This window comes from Jingyaoa shaoxingensis (assembly GCF_014385005.1).
Lineage (GTDB): Bacteria > Bacillota > Clostridia > Lachnospirales > Lachnospiraceae > Marvinbryantia > Marvinbryantia shaoxingensis.
The window spans coordinates 1-19,192 of the sequence record NZ_JACRSZ010000001.1; the positions used below are offsets into that span (position 1 = coordinate 1).

Genomic DNA, 19,192 nt, shown 5'->3' on the forward strand with positions numbered 1-19,192 from the left:
GCAAAAAATCACACTGCGGAGCAGAGAAAACAATTTCGTCTTGAAAAGGAGAAGCCGATACTGGAGGCATTCTGGAATTAGCTGGATCAACAGCGCCCAAACAAGGGAACCCGTCTGGCAAAAGCGGTGAACTATGCCCAAAATCGGAAAGACACCCTGATGACTTATCTGGAAGACGGTCATTGCAGTTTGTCCAATAATCTTAGCGAGAATGCAATCAGACCATTCACTGTTGGCCGGAAGAACTGGCTGTTCAGCGCCAGTCCTAAAGGAGCCACCGCTAGTGCTATTGTGTATACAATAGTTGAGATGGCAAAAGCGAATGATCTGAATACCTATAAATATCTGACATATCTCTTATCACAACGGCCAAACGATAAAATGTCAGATGAACAGCTGGAACAACTTGCTCCATGGAGCGAGACTGCGAAAGCGAACTGTCAAAACTAAAATAAAGTAAAACGCTTGCATCTATCATTTTGGTGCAAGCGTAATTTACGAGTAACGTAGCAATATTTTGCGCTTACTCTGTATTACCTATCCAAAGTACGCACCCTTCATCAAATTGCAAATGTATTCGGGATGACATTAAGTAAATTTCTGGATTTTCCAGAGTTGAATGATTATTCAATCGATAATGAAGAAGATGAAGAAACATTTCTCTCTTCCATTTAAGAACACTTGGTCAAAAAAATAACACTTTCTATCTAAACGTTAAAAACAGCCACTTTATTTTTCACAAAAACAAAGTGACTGTTCCTTATAATTCAAGAATGCCTTTTATATCACTATTCTTTGAATCTGCATGGATGCTGTTGTCATACTATCACCACCTCGTATTTATCCTGCACCTGGAGATCTGCTTTACGCAGCTTTTTTCTTCCGGTACAGGGTAAGACAGACGATGGCGAATACTACTGCCGCTGCCACGGTGATTCCCATGATCCATGCATTACCTACACCCAGAAGCAGTGTCAGTCCTTCTCTCAGGGTCAGGATTCCGAATACGGAGAAGATGCAGAATGCTACTGCATTTAAAACGCCCGCAGGCATTTTGTTTTTCAGAAGATAGCCTACCAGCATGCCGATAATGTCGGCTGCGAAGAGTCCGATGGAACAGGCGAGCCAGACAACCAGCGCTGCTTCCATTCCTTCGTTTGCTCCGAATGTAATGGCGGTAAGCTGCGTCTTGTCTCCCAGTTCTGCTACGAAGAATGTGGAAAATACGGACAGTGCTGCGATTTTTCCTTTTCCACTTTCTTTTACTTCCTCATCTTCTTCGTCGCCACCCTTTAATGTGGTAGCCGCAAAGAACAGGAACGCACCCGCTGCGATCAGACGGATCAGCCAGGTCGGGATTACCTCGCTGACCAGACCTCCTGCCAGCACTGCCAGTCCGTTCAGTACCAGGATTGCCACACCGGTTCCCAGAATAATATCTTTTAATTTGTATTTTGATGTCATCGCTACCAGCATGAGCTGTGTTTTATCACCCATCTCAGCGATGAATTCAGTCAAAAGTACTTTCCAAAACAATACCATGTCGTTCCCTCAATTTTATCTCAGAATAATGTAGATTGCATACACCAGATACAGGGCCACCATTGCCATGCCTTCTTTTCTGGTAATTTTTCTTTTTGTCGCGGCAAATGCCCATACAAGGAGAGAAAAGCCTACCAGAATCATGATGTCAATCAGGTTCTCTGCCAGAAGTCCGATTGGATTTATAGCTGAAGCAATTCCAAGAACCATCAGAATATTGAAAATATTGGATCCCACTGCGTTTCCAACTGCCATGTCCACTTCATTCTTTCTGGCAGCCACAATGGATGTCACCAGCTCCGGAAGAGAAGTTCCTATGGATACGATAGTCAGTCCTACCAGAGTCTGGCTCATTCCCAGTTCAACCGCTATGCGGCTTGCCGTATCTACAGTAAGATCACCGCCAATGGCGATTGCGATGGCTCCTCCCACGATGCACAGGATGCTCTTTGGATAAGAGAGAACTTTGAGATCTTCCTCTCCCTCAATCGCCACTTCTTTTCCTTCTGCTCTTGCTTTTAACGCACTGCGGATCATCAGAATAATATAGCCTGTAAATAATACCAGGAAAATCACACCATCCAGATGTCCCAGAATATACGATCCCTTATCGCCAACTGCCAGGATTCCCAATCCTGCCAGAAGCAATGCACAAATAACAGATAACGGGATATCTCTCACAATCGTATCTCGCTGTACCGCAATCGGGGTCAGAATCGAACAGACACCAATGACAAACATCAGATTAAAAATGTTCGATCCGATGACATTACTGACGGCAAGCGCATTATTATTTACCATCGATGCAGTCACGCTGACGGCTGTCTCCGGAAGGGATGTTCCCATTGCCACAATAGTCAGTCCAATGATAATAGACGGTACCTGCAACCTTTTTGCAATACTGGAACTGCCCTCCACAAAAAAGTCCGCTCCTTTGATCAGAAACACAAACCCCACAATCAATAACAGTACTACAAGTGGCATAGATGCTCCCTGAATAAATTGTTCCATATAACTCCTCCTTTTCTTTTTCACTTTTTCCGTTCTGAGTCTTAAAAAGATGCCTTACGGATTGTTTCGTGCTTTGCACTCTCACAGTCCCTGGCATCTAAAAAAAGACCCACGTATGCTCTGTGTTTTAAAAGCATACATGAGTCTCATTCTTTAAGATTTGCCAGGTCTGCTGACCGGGTCTGTTGACAAATCACGTATTTACGCGAACTACTCCCTCACGGAATTCGTTTTCTATTTTCTCTGCCCAGCATCTTTTGATGTAAGCCTTTCTGAACAGTTATATCGTTAAGAGGATATCAAATAGCTCTGCAAATGTCAACCCTGTTTTTTCATTTTTCTGCCTGTTCTTATACCGGTCCGTAAGGAATCTTATGGATTTTCTGAACTATTATCTTTTCACAAAGTATTCTTCATACCATACCAGGAAGGTATAGATGGTCCATACTTTTCTCCAGTTATCAGAGTTGCCTCCTACATATTCATCGAAGATCTTCTGGATTTCTTCCACGTTGAAGAACTTCGCTGCCATCTCACTGTGGAACTTTGCCTGTACATCCTGATTGTAGCGTTCATCTGCCATCCAGATACGGATCGGTACAATGAATCCCAGTTTCTTGCGGAACGCGATTTCTTCCGGAAGTACCTTTGCTGCTGCGGTACGGAATGCCACTTTATTCTGTTCTGCATTTACCTTGTAACAGGATGGCATTCTGGATGCAATATCAAAGACGCGGCGGTCTGTCAGCGGCATACGGATCTCAAGTCCTGCAGCGGTACTCATTTTATCTACATTCAGATAAATGTCACCCTCCAGCCAGATCTGAATGTCAATATCAGACATCTTGGATAACGGATCCAGACCTTCGATTTCCTCATAGATATCCTTTACCAGATTGATCGGCAGTACTTTCGTATCATAGTGTTTCAGAATCCGTTCTTTCTCGTCTTCTTTCATGATATTCGTATTGCCTACATAAAATGTCTTCAGATTATCCCCATAGCGTTCGGCATTCCGGTACATGTTGTATCCACCGAAAAATTCATCCGATCCTTCTCCTGAATAACAGATCTTCGTGTGCTTTGCAGTCTCCCTGCAGGCAATGGCAAAGGCAATCGCTGATGCATCTGCCAGAGGCTGTTCCATCTCATACATGACATACGGTACAATATCAAAATACATCTCCGGTGTGATCAGACATCTGCTGTTCTCTCTGTGAAGCAGATCTGCGGTCTGTTTTGCCAGACCGGATTCATCAAAACGTTCCTCTTCATAACCGCAGGAATCCGTCATCTTCACATCTGATACTGCCACCACATAAGAAGAATCCACACCTCCGGACAAGAACGCTTCTGCGGTCTCATCCTTTGCCAGGACTTCCGGCATAATGTTCTGAACGGTTGTATGAATCTCTCCGGCCCATTCTTCCAGAGACTTGCTGTTATCCGGATGGAACTCTGGTGTCCAGTATCTGGTAATGGTAAGTTCCTGATTTTTCCATACCAGATAGTGTCCCGGCATCAGCTTCTTCAGTCCTTTAAAGAATGTATCTTCTCCCCCTACATATGTCAGTGTCAGATAAATCTGAAGCATCTCTTCGTTTAATTCTTTTTCAAATCCCGGCTGCTTCATGATGTCACGGATCATGGTCCCATATAAGAGATTTCCCTCTTTTGTCATATAGTAATAAAATGGTTTGGTTCCAAACTGATCTCTTAAGGCAAAGAGTTCTTCCTTCTGTTCATCCCACAGGGCAAAAGCGAACATGCCATAAATATGGTCTGCCATATCATGTCCCCATTTTTCATAAGCTTTTACCAGAATCTCTTCTTCTCTTTTTTCTCTTGTCAGAGACGGATCAATCCCCAGTTCTGCACACAGGCTTTCCCAGTTTCTGATATGTCCTCTGTATTCTTTGATGATTATCATACGTGTTCATACTCCTTTGTTTTTCAACTATTTTATCGTAATACCATTGACTTCTACTTCATCATTCAGTTCAATGACCAGACATTTTCTTCCATCAATCTCCCTGGTCTCCACCAGATCTGTCCGTTCCGGATTCACCTGTATCACGATATCCGGTGTCTTAATCTCAAACTTTCTGGTATTCACCACATTGGCGGCCATGAAAGAAGCATTTTCTCCGGCGGTCTCTTCATAATGAGTATCGAATTCTTCCAGTTTATCGTTCGCCACTTCACTCTGTTCCAAAAGACGTTTCACATCTCCCTTATCCAGCTTCAGCGGTTCCGGTTCTTCCTTCTGTTCCTCCAGCATCTCATTCAGATTGTCATAGATGGTTCGCACCATATCATAACTGCAGTCCTCGCCCAGCGTCTGTTCTACCAGCTCCTGGAACGTCTCCTTCTGGTCTCCTGCCGTCATCGGAAGTACACAGCCTAATATGTTGTCCACGAAATCCGTTGCCGGCTGCTCTGGCTTCTGGTTGTAATATAACAGGCTGTGGACATCTGCACTGCGGTCATGAAACGCCGGGAACAGAAATCCCTGCACCGGCATCTCTACTACCCAGTCCTGAATATTATTCTCAAAACAGTGTCCTTCCGCATTATAAGAAAGGCACGGCTTGGACAGATTCACCGGGCAGATACAGCAAATGATATGCTCATAGATCTCATCCGACGCATCAAACATCTCCAGATTATCTGATGACTTTCCGGGGATGTCATAGGTTCCATGTATCAGCAGGATCAGATAATTTCCCACATAATAGTAAGAATCAATGATCTTGTCATAAAACTCTTCCAACAGGCCGTCATCTTTCAGACCTGAATACTTTAACTTCATCAGCAATTCCTGTGTTCCGCCTTCCATCTCAGTATCCAGCGGGAACTCCATAGTCAGAAGATTCTTTCCTATGGTTCCCGACATGGTCTTGCGGAAAATATTCAGATATTTGAAAAATTCTTCATCCGGCAGTGAAAGAAATGCCTGACAGAATTCTGTCTGCTTCTTCTTCTCTCCGTCTACATAGCAGCCACAGATCCTGGTTGCCGGACATTTTTCCTGCGTATATTGCTTTTTAATTTCTGCAATCTCTTTTTTATTCATTCCAACTGCGGGAATCCATCCCGCACCTCCGTTTCTTATCCTTAATTCTGATTGTCTTCTTTCCTGGCATACTTTTTTCGTTACTGTTCAATCCGTTCACAACAGCCATTTTTCGACATAATTCTCTTCTCATCTGATTATAATTGTTTTTTCTTTATTCAGCAACTATAATGTAAAGCGTAATAAGCAGGGATTATGGATGTAGGATATATATAAATCCATATTCTATCTTTTCGTACCAATAGCAGGAGGTTCCACATGAATACGGATTATTTATTTTTAGGTGATAGCATTACTGACTCAAACCATCTCTGGCTGCCGGAAACAAACGGCCTGGGAGATGGCTATGTTGCCATGCTGGCAGACAGACTGGGACCCGATGCCCGGATTACGAATAAAGGAATTGACGGTTTTACCGTCGCCGCACTTCTGGAGCGTCTGCAACGTGGATTTCTGAAAGCACATCCAGATGTAATCTCGCTCCTGATCGGGATCAATGATATCGGCGTTGCCTTAAATACAGGCGTCACACTGGAAGAGCTTCAATTTGCTGAGAATTACAAAGAAGTCCTAAAGCGCCTCTCAGATACCGGTGCAAATCTTCTCTGTTCCGGTCCTTTTATCTTCCCTCATCCTCAGAAATATCAGATCTGGATTCCTTATGTGCTGGAGCTGGAACAGATCATGGGAGAAATCTGTTCCTCACTGTCTGTTCCATTTATTCCACTGCATAGCTATCTGACCTCTCTGGTAAAAAACGGAGATTATGATGCTGTCACAGTCGATGGCATTCATCTGACCACCTATGGTCATGAAATGCTGGCAGAATACCTCCTGCCACATCTTTTATTCTAATACCACTGGCAATGGCCGGTCTGCCCGTATGCTGTCTTCTGTCATAAGGCAGTCATATGCCAGCAGATGCACACCAGCATCTGCTGCCTTTTGCAGGGCATGCCCAAATTCCGGATGCGTCTTCCAGTTCGGTTCAACATGCTTAATACACTTCATCTGTACCACAAAGAACAGATAAGCTTCATATCCATCCTGCATACAGGTTATCAGTTCTTCCACGTGCTTTACTCCACGCAGGGTTGGGGCATCCGGGAAACGCGCAACGCCATTTTCCTCCAGTGTAACACCCTTTACCTCTATAAACGCCCTTTTATCCTCTCCATACTCTACATACAGGTCAAAACGAGACTTTCCATAGGTCACTTCCCGCTTCACCAGTTTCAGGTTCTGAAAATATCCACTTTCCTTTACCCATTCTTCCACTACCGTATTGGTCACCTGAGAGTCTACATTAATCAACTGTCCATTCTTGTATACCGCAATCAAATCATATTTGGTCTTGCGATTGGGATTGTCACTTTCCTGAAGGACAACCTTCACCCCTGACAGGAACAATTCCCTGCATCTTCCCGTGTTCTTCACATGACAGTCCACTACTTCACCATCTATCTCCACTTCTGCAACAAAACGGTTCCTTCGCAGAAGGAATCTTCCTGTTCTGATTCTTTCGTATCTCATAATATCTGCTCCTTGGGATCAAAAAAACCGGCGTCTCACATCTACTGATCAACACCGGTTTTCTCATTATTTTGCGTAATCCACTGCTCGTGACTCACGTATTACACTGACTTTAATCTGTCCAGGATATTCCATCTCCGCTTCAATCTGCTTAGAAATATCTCTTGCCATCAATACCATATCGGCATCGCTGACTTTTTCAGGAACAACCATAATTCGAATCTCTCTACCTGCCTGAATAGCAAATGATTTATCAACACCCTTGAAGGAATTTGATATATCTTCTAACTGTTTTAATCTGTTGGTATATGTTTCCAGAGTCTCTCTTCTTGCACCAGGACGTGCCGCTGAAATGGTATCTGCGGCCTGTACGATACATGCAATCAGAGTTTCCGGTTCTACATCGCCATGATGGGACTCCACTGCATTGATAACAGTAGCAGATTCCTTGTACTTCTTACAGAGATCTGCACCGATCTGCACATGTGATCCTTCAATTTCATGGTCAATGGATTTGCCGATATCATGTAATAAACCGGCACGTTTTGCCATACGGATATCCACGCCGATTTCCCCTGCTAACAGTCCTGATAACTGGGCCACTTCAATAGAATGCTTCAATGCGTTCTGACCATAGCTGGTACGGAACTTCATTCTTCCCAGTAAACGGATCAGTTCAGGGTGAATTCCATGTACTCCTACCTCTAATGCTGCTGCTTCGCCTTCTTCGCGAATCATTGTCTCTACTTCTTTTTGCGCTTTCTCCACCATTTCTTCGATTCTGGCCGGATGAATACGTCCATCCACAATCAGCTTCTCCAGAGCAATTCTTGCCACTTCACGCCTGATTGGATCAAAGCTTGATAAAATGACAGCTTCCGGTGTATCGTCAATAATCAGATCCACACCTGTCATTGTCTCCAGAGTACGGATGTTACGACCCTCACGACCAATAATGCGTCCCTTCATCTCATCGCTTGGGAGCTGCACTACGGAAATCGTAGCTTCTGCAACGTGGTCTGCTGCGCATCGCTGAATTGCGGTAGCTACATATTCCTTCGCCTTTTTGTTTGCGTCTTCTTTTGCTCTACTTTCCAGTTCTTTGTAAAGTCTGGCAGTATCGCTCTTTACTTCGTCTTCAACAGTTTTTAACAGATAGTCTTTTGCTTGTTCGGAGGTTAAACCTGAGATTCTCTCCAGTTCCTGCACTTTTTTCTCATGAATTTCTTCAATCTCTACGCTTTTTATCTTTAATTCTTCTTCTTTGCTGGCCAGATTGCTTTCTCGTCTTTCCAGTGCATCAGACTTTTTCTCAATGGCTTCTTCTTTTGCCAGTACGCGTCTTTCATACTTCTGCAGCTCTGCTCTACGCTCTCTGGTCTCTTTATCGAGTTCATTCTTTCGATTCATAGACTCTTCTTTAGCTTCAAGCAGTGCCTCACGCTTCTTCGTCTCTGCAACTTTCAATGCGTCATCTATTATGTCCCGGGCTTTTTCTTCTGCACTTCCTATCGTCTTTTCTGCTACATTCTTACGATAGATCGTCGCTGCCACCCAGCTAATAGCTGCTGCAATCAAGGCGACCACAATACAGATAACAAACGTCATCGCATTCACAGGAGCACCTCCTTATTTAATTTTCATTGTACAATACAACAGTTCTATTTTATACTGCTTTTATATATCTGTCAAGCAGATGAAAGAAAAAGCCGGAATAAGTGATAAAAAATCTCTCAGCTTATTCCGGCTTTTCATCAGATTTATACAAATTCTGACTTCATTGCTCTCTGGATATTCTCAGCCCGGAATCCCTTTCTTGCAAGAAAGGCATACATTCTCTGCTTTTCCTTCAGATCAGCCTCTTCCGGATGGTAATTCCGCTTCTCCATCCATCTGGCAATCTGTTCCTCTTCCGGCACTTCCCCTGTCTCTTCAAAGGCTTCCTGTATCAGTTCTCTGTCCACACCCTTCTGGTACAGTTCCTGCTCAATCTGTCTTCTGCTCTTACGTGACTGCATTGCCTCGATATACTTGCATGCATATCTGCCGTCATCTACATAGTGAAAACTCTTCACATATGCAATGGCTCCGTCAATCTGTTCTTCCGTGTATTCAGTCTTGCCATTCTCCAGCTTCTGGCGCAGTTCCTTCTCAGTATAGTCTCTCTTCTCCAGAAGATGCATACAGCGAAGCTTTGCTCTCTTTAACATATCATAAGTCATGACAGGTTATTCCTCTGCATCTTCCTCTGGCACAGTCTGTACTGTCTGACCTGCGGATGTGCCCTGAAGCCCGTAATGCTCGCGCACCTTACTCTCAGCCTCAGCCATCACTTCCGGGTGATCACGGAGGAACTGCTTGGCATTCTCACGTCCCTGACCGATCTTATCTCCATTGTAGGCATACCATGCACCACTCTTATTAATCACTCCGATATTCGCTGCCAGATCCAGCACATCTCCTTCACGGGAGATGCCTTCTCCGAACATGATATCAAATTCAGCTTCCTTAAAAGGCGGTGCAATCTTGTTCTTTACTACCTTGATTCTGGTACGGTTACCGATCATCTCACCTGCCTGTTTCAGTGTCTCGATACGACGTACATCCATACGGACAGAAGAATAAAACTTCAGTGCACGTCCACCTGTGGTAGTCTCCGGATTACCGAACATCACACCCACCTTCTCACGAAGCTGGTTGATAAAGATCACGGTACAGTTCGTCTTACTGATGCAGGCTGTCAGCTTTCTCAACGCCTGGGACATCAGTCGTGCCTGTAATCCCACATGGGAATCTCCCATATCTCCGTCGATCTCTGCCTTCGGTACCAGTGCAGCTACGGAATCGACAATAATAATGTCTACAGCTCCGGAACGAACCAGTGTCTCAGTAATCTCCAGTGCCTGTTCTCCGTTATCCGGCTGTGAAATGTATAAGTTGTCAATGTCTACACCGATCTTGGATGCATACACTGGATCCAGTGCATGCTCTGCATCAATAAATCCCGCTACGCCGCCTCTCTTCTGCACTTCTGCTACCATATGAAGTGCTACGGTGGTCTTACCGCTGGACTCCGGACCATATACTTCGATCACACGTCCCTTCGGAATCCCGCCAAGTCCCAGTGCAATATCCAGGCTCAGGGAACCGGTAGGAATCGTCTCTACATTCATATTCGCACTGGAATCTCCCAGCTTCATCACAGATCCTTTACCAAACTGCTTCTCTATCTGGGAAAGAGCGGCATCCAGTGCCTTTTGCTTCTCATCATTTATCATCTTTTTACCCCTTGTTCGAACCTATGTTCGTTTTTTCTAAACTTATAGTATTATATTTGCCTGCAAATGTCAACCCTTATCTCTCATATTCTGATCCGTATCTGTTCAGCACCTTCACAGATAGTTGGTTTTGAACAGTTACTCCGATCATTACTTTCAGGGAAGACAGACTGGCGTGTTCTATCTTCTTTCCTGACATTTCTCAGTTTCGTCTTCTGTATCTTTACAGGGAATTCTGCGGTGAACACCGCACCGGAATGGATGTGAACTGTTCTTATCATAGCAATTGGGTGCTTTTTCTGTCAAGTTTTTTTCATCGACCTTTTTCGACAGCACAGACGTGCCGGATCAGCGTCTGCCTGATAAAGCACTGATCCGGTCAGTTTCGCTACTGTTTTTCTACGATCTCACCCTGTTTTTTGTAAATACTGTTCTCATGGATCACACCACGTACACAGGAAGTCGGATAGATCTGAGAATTTCTTCCCACGACAGTTCCCGGATTCAGTACGGAATTGCATCCTACTTCCACGCAGTCACCCAGCATGGCACCAAACTTTTTCAGTCCGGTGGCAATCTGTTCCTCTGCATCTTTTACAACCACCAGTGTTTTGTCTGATTTTACATTAGAGGTAATACTTCCGGCCCCCATATGTGCACGGTATCCCAGAATGGAATCTCCCACATAGTTGTAATGCGGAACCTGTACTTTATTGAAAAGCACCACATTTTTCAGTTCTGTGGAGTTACCGACTACTGCACCTTCTCCTACGATGGCATTTCCACGGATAAACGCACAGTGACGCACTTCTGCATCCTTTCCGATAATTGCCGGACCGTTAATATAAGCGGTCGGTGCCACTTTTGCACTTTTGGCAACCCACACATTTTCTCCGCGTTTCTCATATTCTTCACTGTTTAAAGTATTTCCCAGTTCCATAATAAATGCGCTGATCTTCGGCAGTACTTCCCATGGGTACTCTGCATCTTCAAATAATTTCCCTGCAATCGTTTCTTCCAGATTGTATAAATTACTGATTTTTGCTGCTTCCATTTATTTTCCTCCTGAAATAATAGTGTTCAATTCCGCCCTCAGGCTTTCGCCTTCACCGGCTTTTTATAATATCTGGCAGATGCATCGAAATACTCTCTCAGCGCAATATGCTGATTCATATGTAAGACAGCATCTGTCCTCGTTCTCACAAAATGATTGAGTTTGTTCATATATTCTTCGGATGTGATGGTTCCTTCTGCCACATAGGTCAGTCCCTTTTCCCAGCTTGCTGTCAGTTCCGGATTCAAAAGTGACCGGATGGATACACTCACCACATCAAAAATCATCTCTCCCAGTAAAGTAGGGGTAAGAATCTGTGTTTTTTTATTTAATGCAATATATTTATTGGATATGAGCTTTTTCAGGATCTCTGCGCGGGTGGCACTGGTGCCGATTCCGCTGCCCTTGATCTGCTCTCTGAGTTCCTCATCTTCAATTAACTGTCCTGCATTTTCCATGGCAAGAATCATGGAACCGGAATTATAACGCTTTGGCGGAGCCGTTTCCCCTTCTTTGATATCCAGACTCTTCACCGGAAGAATACTTCCCTTTTTCAGCGTCTGTAATCGGAGAAGCAGATTTCTGTCCTTCTGTTCCTCTCCATCCTTCTTTACGTTGGTTACCTTCAGGTAGCCTTCCTGATCCAGTACTTTACAGGCCGAGAAGAAACGTTCTTTTCCCATCATGGTCACCATAGATACTTTTTTGTAAACCGCCACCGGATAGAAAATACTTAAAAATCTTCTGGCTATCAGTTCATATACTTTTGCAGATCTGGCAGACACACTTTTTAGTGCCCCCAGTCCCTGTCCGGTGGGAATAATCGCGTAATGGTCTGTAATCTGCTTATCATTTACATACCTAGTGGATGCGATCTTTTTGTAACTTCCATTCTCCAGCACCTCTGTTGCAAAAGCTCCTGTCGGCTCAAAGCTGCACAGTCCGCGGATGTTTTTGTAGATCTCTTTTGCCACGGCTGTGGATAAGACCCTCGCATCGGTTCGCGGATAAGTGACCAGTTTTTTTTCGTACAGCTCCTGTACAATCTTCAGCGTCTCATCCGGGCTGACCTTAAAGAGCCTGGAACATTCATTCTGAAGCTCCGCCAGGTTAAAGAGAAGTGGCGGATTCTTGTTTTCATTTTTCCGTTCGATCTTCTCCACTACTGCCTGCATCGGCTGGATGACTGACAAACGCCGGATCAGCTCTTGGGCGTCCTTTTTCTCTTTGAATCCATTTTCCTTGTACAGCTTCGGTGACTGATACCAGTCTGATCCTTCCACCGCACGGAATTCCCCTTCCAGTTCACTTCCCTGACAGTCCAGCATGCTGACTACACGATAAAACGGTGTCTTGACAAACTGCCGGATCTCCCGTTCTCTTCGCACAATCATACCAAGGACACAGGTCATTACACGTCCTACAGATATCACGGTATAACGGGTATTCAGATAATTGGATATGACATTGCCATATTTCAGTGAAAGAAGTCTGGAAAAGTTGATTCCCATCAGGTAATCTTCCTTCGCCCGCAGATACGCCGCGTCACCAAGATGATCGTATTCTGAAAGATCTTTTGCCGTCTCGATTCCTCTCAGGATCTCTTCTTCGGTCTGAGAATCGATCCAGACTCGCTTTCTCTTCTTTTTCCGAATATCTACCTTCGCCTGCTGTTCCACCAGACGGTAAATATATTCTCCCTCCCGTCCGGAGTCGGTACAGACATAGATAGTATCCACATCCTCACGGTTCAGCAGACTACTGACAATCCGGAACTGCTTTTCCACCTGTGGAATAACTTCATAGAGAAACTTTTCCGGTAAAAAAGGAAGTGTCGCCAGGCTCCACTTCTTGTACTTCTCGTCGTAGACTTCCGGATAGCTCATCGTAACCAGATGCCCAACACACCAGGTCACTACTGCTGTCTCACCTTCCAGATATCCGTTTTTTCTTGTTGTATTTACTTTCAGTGCTTTTGCAAATTCCTGCGCAACACTGGGTTTCTCAGCGATAAATAAGGCCTTTCCCATCGTTCACCCCTATTCTGGAAAATTATGATCATAAAATGCTCTGTTTCCCAAAAGGAAACACAGAATTCCTAAAATCAGTAAAATACCGATTCCGATCCATGACATGACCGAGCCTTTCGCAAACCAGTTCTGACGAAACAAACTGAATACGGTAATATACTGAAGAAAAAATAACTGTGGAATCCGATAATATATAACATAAATGCCATATAACACCATTGGTATGAGTGCACCTGTCAGTATATATTTTTTCAGGCTGCCGGATCTGCATGCCATCCAGTAGCTGAAGCCTCCCAGAAAGATCTGCAGACCGACTGCCCCTGCATTCAGACAAAGATAACTGTTCCGGTTCCATTCTCCTGTCAGGCGGTATACTCTTGTCAGACAGCCCAGAAGTGTTGCTGCTCCAACAAGTACAATACCAGATACCATAATGAAAAAGATCTTACTGAACAGAATCTTCTGCGGCTTGATTCCGGTTGCCAGAATCAGATCCATGGTCCCCTCTTCCCCGCATCTGGTAATGGTCTCATAAGCCAGCAGCATCTCAAGCAGCATGGGAATGATCATCACCGGTATGGTGTCCCAGAAAATATCTGAGATCTCAATCAGTTTCATCTCACAGATCCCGATTGCCATCAGCATACTTACCATCTGCAAAACAAACATTACCAGGATTCTTCCCCGGTTGATTTTAAAATCCTGTCTTATAATCGGTAAATTAAGCATGAAGTCTGCCTCCGTATATATGCTGAAATGTTTCTTTCAATGATGTGGGAACCGATTCAATCTCCGTCACATCGTATGCCGACAATGCCTGCAGCAGCGGCTTTACCGCTCCCTGCACCTCTACCACCAGATTACGGTCCTTCATGGTTTTGATTTCAAATTTTTCTTTTGAAAACTTTATGGTGCTTCTTGCATCATGAAACTGAATCATATATTCCCGGCACATGTTGTCCCGCAGATCTTCGATGTCTCCCAGATATACCATATTCCCGTGATCCAGCAGTCCTACTCTGTCGCAGGTCATATCCACACCGTTCACATCTTCTGTGCCCAGCAGTACCATATGATTCCGTTCCTTTTCTTCCAGAATGATATCCACCAGGACACTGCGGCTCTTCGGATCCAGATGCTCAAAGGGACGATCCAGAAGCAGTATCTGCGGATTGTGCTGCATGGCGCATACAATCCCGGTCTTCTTCACATCAGCAGAACTCATCTTTCCGATTCTCTGATCCACATCCAGATTCAGTTCACCTGCCAATTCAAACAGCCGCTCCAGGTTCTTCACCCCACGCATCTGCGCCATGGATTTCAGGAACTGACGCCCGGTCAGTTCCTGTGGCAGTCTGATGTTTTCTGGCAGATACCCTGTAATCCTACGAAGGGAAAGACCGGCTTTCGCACAGTCTTTCCCGTTCATTGCACATCTTCCCTTAGTTGGTTCCTCGAATCCCATAAGCATGCGAAGCGCCGTTGTTTTTCCGGATCCGGACGGTCCGAGAAGACCAAATACTTCTCCTTCTTCTACTTCAAAAGAAAAATCAAAGATTCCCTTTCCGGGTCCGTAGCTTCTCGTCAGATTCTTAAATCGTATCATGTAACTCCTTATTCTCCATATCATCTACAGATACGACCGGCTAATGTGCTGCCGTATCTTTATTTTCTGGTAATATATCCCAGTGCTTTCAGGCTCTCTGCACAAAGTACGGCTCCACCTGCTGCACCTCTTACGGTATTGTGGGACAGTCCGACAAACTTGTAATCGTAAACAGTATCTTCACGAAGACGTCCGATGGAGATTCCCATACCGTTTTCATAATTTACATCTGCTTTTACCTGTGGTCGGTTGTCTTCTTCCATATAACGGATGAATTGCTTCGGTGCACTCGGCAGTTCTTTTTCCTGTGGAAGACCTTTGAAGTTCACAAGTTTCTCAATTAACTGTTCTTTGGTTGGTTTCTTTCTGAATTTTACAAACACGGCTGCGGTATGTCCATTCAGTACCGGAATACGGATACACTGGCAGGTGATGACAGGTTCTGCTGCCTTCACGATCACACCGTCTTTGACTTCTCCTAAGATTCTCAGTGGTTCCTGTTCGGATTTTTCTTCTTCTCCGCCGATATAAGGGATCACGTTCTCGATCATCTCCGGCCATTCCTTAAATGTCTTTCCTGCTCCGGAAATTGCCTGATAAGTCGTTGCCACTACTTCGTATGGTTCAAACTCTCTCCATGCTGCCAGACATGGGGCATAACTCTGGATAGAGCAGTTCGGTTTTACTGCGATGAATCCTCTTGTAGTACCGAGACGTTTCTTCTGGGATTCAATGACTTTAAAGTGGTCTGCATTAATTTCAGGGATCACCATTGGTACATCCGGTGTCCATCTGTGTGCACTGTTATTGGAAACAACAGGTGTCTCTGTCTTGGCATATTCTTCTTCAATTGCCTTGATCTCGTCCTTTGTCATATCAACAGCTGAGAATACAAAATCCACACTTGCAGCTACTTTTTCCACTTCATTTACATTCATAACTACGATGTTCTTTACTGCTTCCGGCATTGGTGTATCCATTTTCCATCTGCCACCCACAGCTTCTTCATAAGTCTTTCCTGCACTTCTTGGGCTGGCTGCCAGTGTTACCACCTCAAACCATGGATGATTCTCCAGCAGAGAGATAAATCTCTGTCCAACCATACCGGTTGCTCCCAAAATACCAACTCTTAATTTTTCACTCATAATGTTCTCCTCTCCTGTATCTCCTGATATCTCACAATATCATCGTTACCATTTACTTCTGCATCGCAGGATGCTCTGTCAGATATACTTCATTCACTGCAATCACCTTATTCATAGCGTCCTCGGAAGGTGCTCCGATGGTCTGACGCTTCTCCACACAGGTCCTCATACTGATTGCTTCGTAAATATCTTCTTCAAACACCGGACTGATTGCCTTGTATTCTTCCAGTGACATGTCATCCAGTGAAATATTCTTATCTATACAGTATAATACCAGACGTCCCACAATACCATGAGCATCACGGAATGGTACGCCGTGATTTACCAGATAATCTGCTGCATCAGTCGCATTGGTAAATCCGTTCTTTGCACTACTCTCCATCACGTCCCTGCGGAACTTCATGGTAGAAATCATACCGGTAAACAGCGCCAGACATCCTTTGGTGGTATCCATGGCGTCAAAAGTCAGTTCCTTGTCCTCCTGCATGTCCTTATTATATGCCAGAGGCAGTCCCTTCATGGTAGTCATCATAGAAATCAGCGCCCCGTAGACACGTCCTGTCTTACCACGAACCAGTTCTGCAATATCCGGATTCTTCTTCTGTGGCATGATGCTGCTTCCTGTACTGTAGGCATCATCAATCTCCACAAACCGATATTCATTGGTATTCCAGATGATGATCTCCTCACAGAAACGACTCAGATGCATCATAATAGTAGAAAGCGCGGATAACAGTTCAATTACATAATCTCTGTCTGCCACAGAATCCATACTGTTCAAAGTCGGTCCTTCAAAATGTAACAGCTCTGCTGTGTATTCGCGATCAAGCGGATAGGTGGTTCCTGCCAGTGCCCCGCTTCCCAGTGGGCAGAAATTCATACGTTTATAGATATCAGCCAGTCTCTGGCGGTCTCTCTTGAACATCTCAAAGTATGCGCCAAGATGATGAGCCAGTGTAATCGGCTGTGCCTTCTGCAGATGGGTAAATCCCGGCATATAGGTTCCGATATGTTCCTTCATCATGCCAAGAAGGGTATCCAGCAGCTTCTTTACCAGTCCGTCAATCTCTACAATCTCATCTCTGGTATACAGCTTCATATCCAGTGCCACCTGATCATTTCTGCTTCGTCCGGTGTGCAGCTTCTTGCCTGCATCCCCGATCCGGTCAATCAGATTGGCCTCCACAAAGCTGTGAATATCTTCATATTCTTCTGTAATCTGCAGTGTGCCATTCTCCACATCTGTCAAAATGGACTCCAGTCCCTGCAGGATCTGTTCTTTTTCTTCTTCTGTCAGGATGCCCTGTTTTGCCAGCATCTTCACATGTGCCTTGCTTCCTTCAATATCCTGACGATAAAACTTGCGGTCAAAAGAGATGGATGCATTAAAATTATATACCAGCTTATCTGTCTCTTTTGTAAATCGTCCGCCCCAAAGTTGTGCCATATTCGTTACTCTCTTTCTCATATATGTACGGGTCAACACTCCAGTTCTCTTATCCTGCAAGCAGGAACAACCCCTGCACTTTTGACCTTTGTATACCAGAATATCATACTTTTTTTTCGGTATCAAGACAGAGTGGAGAAAATCACTGTTTTTCCTCTCGCTCTCTTTTGGAGAATATGCATCCACAGTAATTCTGGCGGTACATGCCGTATTCTTCAGACAGTTCCACGGATCGTTTATAACCGTTACGCTTTTTAAAGTCTGACGGCAGCCAGGTTACCCCCAGTTCTTCCGCTATCTGCTCTCCTACCTCATTTAAAACCTGCGCATTTTTCAGTGGGCTGATGGTCAGTGTGGTGGTCAGATAGTCTGCCCCAATACGCTTTGCTTCCTGTGCGGCTCTTCGCAGGCGCAGTGCAAAGCAGACACGGCATCTGGCTCCGCCTTCCGGTTCCTTTTCCAGACCCTTTACTGCCTCATAATATTCCTTCGGATCGAATTCCCCTTCTATAAAAGATATGGGATGTTTCACAGGCAGCCGCTCAATGAAGTGCTGCTGTTCTTTTACCCGTTTATAATATTCTTCTTCCGGATAGATATTGGGATTATAATAAAAAACTGTAATGGAAAAATACTGGGACAGATATTCCAGTACATAACTGCTGCATGGTGCACAGCAGCTGTGAAGAAGCAACGTTGGAATCCGTTCTTCATTCTGCTCCTTGCCAATCACCTGATCCAGTTCTTTCTGATAATTTCTTTTATTCATAGTCTTTCTGCTGATCTGTTACATGTCTTCACAGATCTCTTTCTTTATGATGATGTCGGTGTCAAAAGCCCCCGACTTTGATACCTACGGATTATTTCGTGCTATGCCCTCCAGTATAAACATATTTTTTTCTCTTGACAATTATTTTTTCCTAAGTTATTATAATGTTCGTTTTCTAACAATTAGATTTCTAACAAAGAAACGAGGTGATTCTATGCCAATACCAGAACATATCGGTGTCTACGTCAATGTCGCATCCAAGCATATCCGCCGTCATCTGGATTCCATCTTCTATGAGTACGACCATCTGACCGGCACTCAGGCCTGTGTTCTCGGTGAAATCTCCCATGCAGCCCAGGAAGGAAGACCTTACTATCAGAAAAACATTGAGCATCATTTTGGTATGCGTCGTTCTTCTGCCAACAGTCTGATCTCTTCTATGGAGCAGAATGGCTATCTGACACGAGATCCTGTGAAAGAAGATGCGAGGCTGAAGCGCCTTGTTCTGACCGAAAAAGGGCAGGAAACCAGTAACAGTATCCAGCAGCGTCTGGACAACTTTGAAGCTTCCCTTGCATCTCTGTATACAGAGGAAGAACAGCAGCAGCTTCTCACGCTGTTAAAACGTCTGATTGATCAGGTACCTGACCCGAAATGCACATCATACTCAAATATTACTCATCAGGAAAGGATGTGACTCT

Annotated in this window: 17 protein-coding genes and 1 pseudogene; 3 read left to right on the forward strand and 15 right to left on the reverse strand. The window is 44.5% G+C overall.

Translation table 11 applies throughout. The annotated features are described in order from the left end of the window. A pseudogene (locus tag H8716_RS00005) lies at positions 1-450 on the forward strand (IS66 family transposase); the annotation flags it as partial. A 414-nt stretch (positions 451-864) separates the two neighbouring features. On the opposite strand, the gene H8716_RS00010 reads toward H8716_RS00005, so the two are convergent. The 4 genes from H8716_RS00010 to H8716_RS00025 all read right to left on the reverse strand — a co-directional run bounded on the left by H8716_RS00010 (position 865) and on the right by H8716_RS00025 (position 5,629). Further along, the gene (locus H8716_RS00010) at positions 865-1,518 is read right to left on the reverse strand and encodes a TMEM165/GDT1 family protein (protein ID WP_249306160.1); all 654 of its coding nucleotides are present in this window, start codon (positions 1,516-1,518) and stop codon (positions 865-867) included. Between the two features lie 39 nt (positions 1,519-1,557). Further along, positions 1,558-2,553 (reverse strand): calcium/sodium antiporter, encoded by a 996-nt coding sequence (locus H8716_RS00015; RefSeq protein WP_249306162.1) that lies wholly within the window; start codon positions 2,551-2,553, stop codon positions 1,558-1,560. A 391-nt stretch (positions 2,554-2,944) separates the two neighbouring features. Next, positions 2,945-4,483 (reverse strand): asparagine synthase (glutamine-hydrolyzing), encoded by a 1,539-nt coding sequence (gene asnB / locus H8716_RS00020; protein ID WP_249306164.1) that lies wholly within the window; start codon positions 4,481-4,483, stop codon positions 2,945-2,947. Between the two features lie 27 nt (positions 4,484-4,510). Then, the gene (locus H8716_RS00025; RefSeq protein WP_249306166.1) at positions 4,511-5,629 is read right to left on the reverse strand and encodes a DUF4317 domain-containing protein; all 1,119 of its coding nucleotides are present in this window, start codon (positions 5,627-5,629) and stop codon (positions 4,511-4,513) included. A gap of 258 nt (positions 5,630-5,887) precedes the next feature. On the opposite strand from H8716_RS00025, the gene H8716_RS00030 reads away from it, so the two are divergent. Further along, positions 5,888-6,484 (forward strand): SGNH/GDSL hydrolase family protein, encoded by a 597-nt coding sequence (locus H8716_RS00030; protein ID WP_249306168.1) that lies wholly within the window; start codon positions 5,888-5,890, stop codon positions 6,482-6,484. On the opposite strand, the gene sfsA is transcribed toward H8716_RS00030, so the two are convergent. From sfsA to H8716_RS00085, 11 genes are all read right to left on the reverse strand, one after another. Then, positions 6,476-7,162: a DNA/RNA nuclease SfsA gene (gene sfsA, locus H8716_RS00035; RefSeq protein WP_249306170.1), complete on the reverse strand. Its 687-nt coding sequence runs from the start codon at positions 7,160-7,162 to the stop codon at positions 6,476-6,478. The two genes, H8716_RS00030 and sfsA, sit on opposite strands and share 9 nt — an antisense overlap. A 66-nt stretch (positions 7,163-7,228) precedes the next feature. Beyond that, positions 7,229-8,770 carry a ribonuclease Y gene (gene rny, locus H8716_RS00040; RefSeq protein ID WP_249307192.1) on the reverse strand — a complete coding sequence of 514 codons (1,542 nt, stop codon included), beginning with the start codon at positions 8,768-8,770 and terminating at the stop codon, positions 7,229-7,231. 152 nt (positions 8,771-8,922) lie between these two features. Further along, positions 8,923-9,384 carry a regulatory protein RecX gene (locus tag H8716_RS00045; RefSeq protein WP_249306172.1) on the reverse strand — a complete coding sequence of 154 codons (462 nt, stop codon included), beginning with the start codon at positions 9,382-9,384 and terminating at the stop codon, positions 8,923-8,925. 6 nt (positions 9,385-9,390) lie between these two features. Then, positions 9,391-10,440: a recombinase RecA gene (gene recA / locus H8716_RS00050; protein WP_249306175.1), complete on the reverse strand. Its 1,050-nt coding sequence runs from the start codon at positions 10,438-10,440 to the stop codon at positions 9,391-9,393. 388 nt (positions 10,441-10,828) lie between these two features. Further along, entirely contained in the window at positions 10,829-11,494 is a 666-nt protein-coding gene (locus tag H8716_RS00055; protein WP_249306182.1) for an acyltransferase, read from the reverse strand. A 38-nt stretch (positions 11,495-11,532) separates the two neighbouring features. Beyond that, entirely contained in the window at positions 11,533-13,524 is a 1,992-nt protein-coding gene (locus H8716_RS00060) for a DNA topoisomerase (protein WP_249306186.1), read from the reverse strand. Positions 13,525-13,533: 9 nt separating this feature from the next. Continuing rightward, complete coding sequence (locus H8716_RS00065) at positions 13,534-14,253, reverse strand: hypothetical protein (RefSeq protein WP_249306188.1); 720 nt, start codon at positions 14,251-14,253, stop codon at positions 13,534-13,536. Then, positions 14,246-15,130 (reverse strand): ABC transporter ATP-binding protein, encoded by an 885-nt coding sequence (locus tag H8716_RS00070; RefSeq protein WP_249306190.1) that lies wholly within the window; start codon positions 15,128-15,130, stop codon positions 14,246-14,248. Before H8716_RS00070 ends, H8716_RS00065 begins: the two co-directional genes overlap by 8 nt. A 59-nt stretch (positions 15,131-15,189) precedes the next feature. Continuing rightward, the gene (gene asd, locus H8716_RS00075; RefSeq protein ID WP_249306193.1) at positions 15,190-16,275 is read right to left on the reverse strand and encodes an aspartate-semialdehyde dehydrogenase; all 1,086 of its coding nucleotides are present in this window, start codon (positions 16,273-16,275) and stop codon (positions 15,190-15,192) included. Positions 16,276-16,327: 52 nt separating this feature from the next. After that, complete coding sequence (gene argH / locus H8716_RS00080) at positions 16,328-17,722, reverse strand: argininosuccinate lyase (RefSeq protein ID WP_249306196.1); 1,395 nt, start codon at positions 17,720-17,722, stop codon at positions 16,328-16,330. Positions 17,723-17,864: 142 nt separating this feature from the next. Continuing rightward, positions 17,865-18,491, reverse strand: a complete 627-nt coding sequence (locus H8716_RS00085; RefSeq protein ID WP_249306199.1) for an epoxyqueuosine reductase QueH — start codon at positions 18,489-18,491, stop codon at positions 17,865-17,867. Positions 18,492-18,705: 214 nt separating this feature from the next. On the opposite strand from H8716_RS00085, the gene H8716_RS00090 reads away from it, so the two are divergent. Next, the gene (locus H8716_RS00090) at positions 18,706-19,188 is read left to right on the forward strand and encodes a MarR family winged helix-turn-helix transcriptional regulator (protein ID WP_249306212.1); all 483 of its coding nucleotides are present in this window, start codon (positions 18,706-18,708) and stop codon (positions 19,186-19,188) included. Positions 19,189-19,192: the final 4 nt, after the last annotated feature.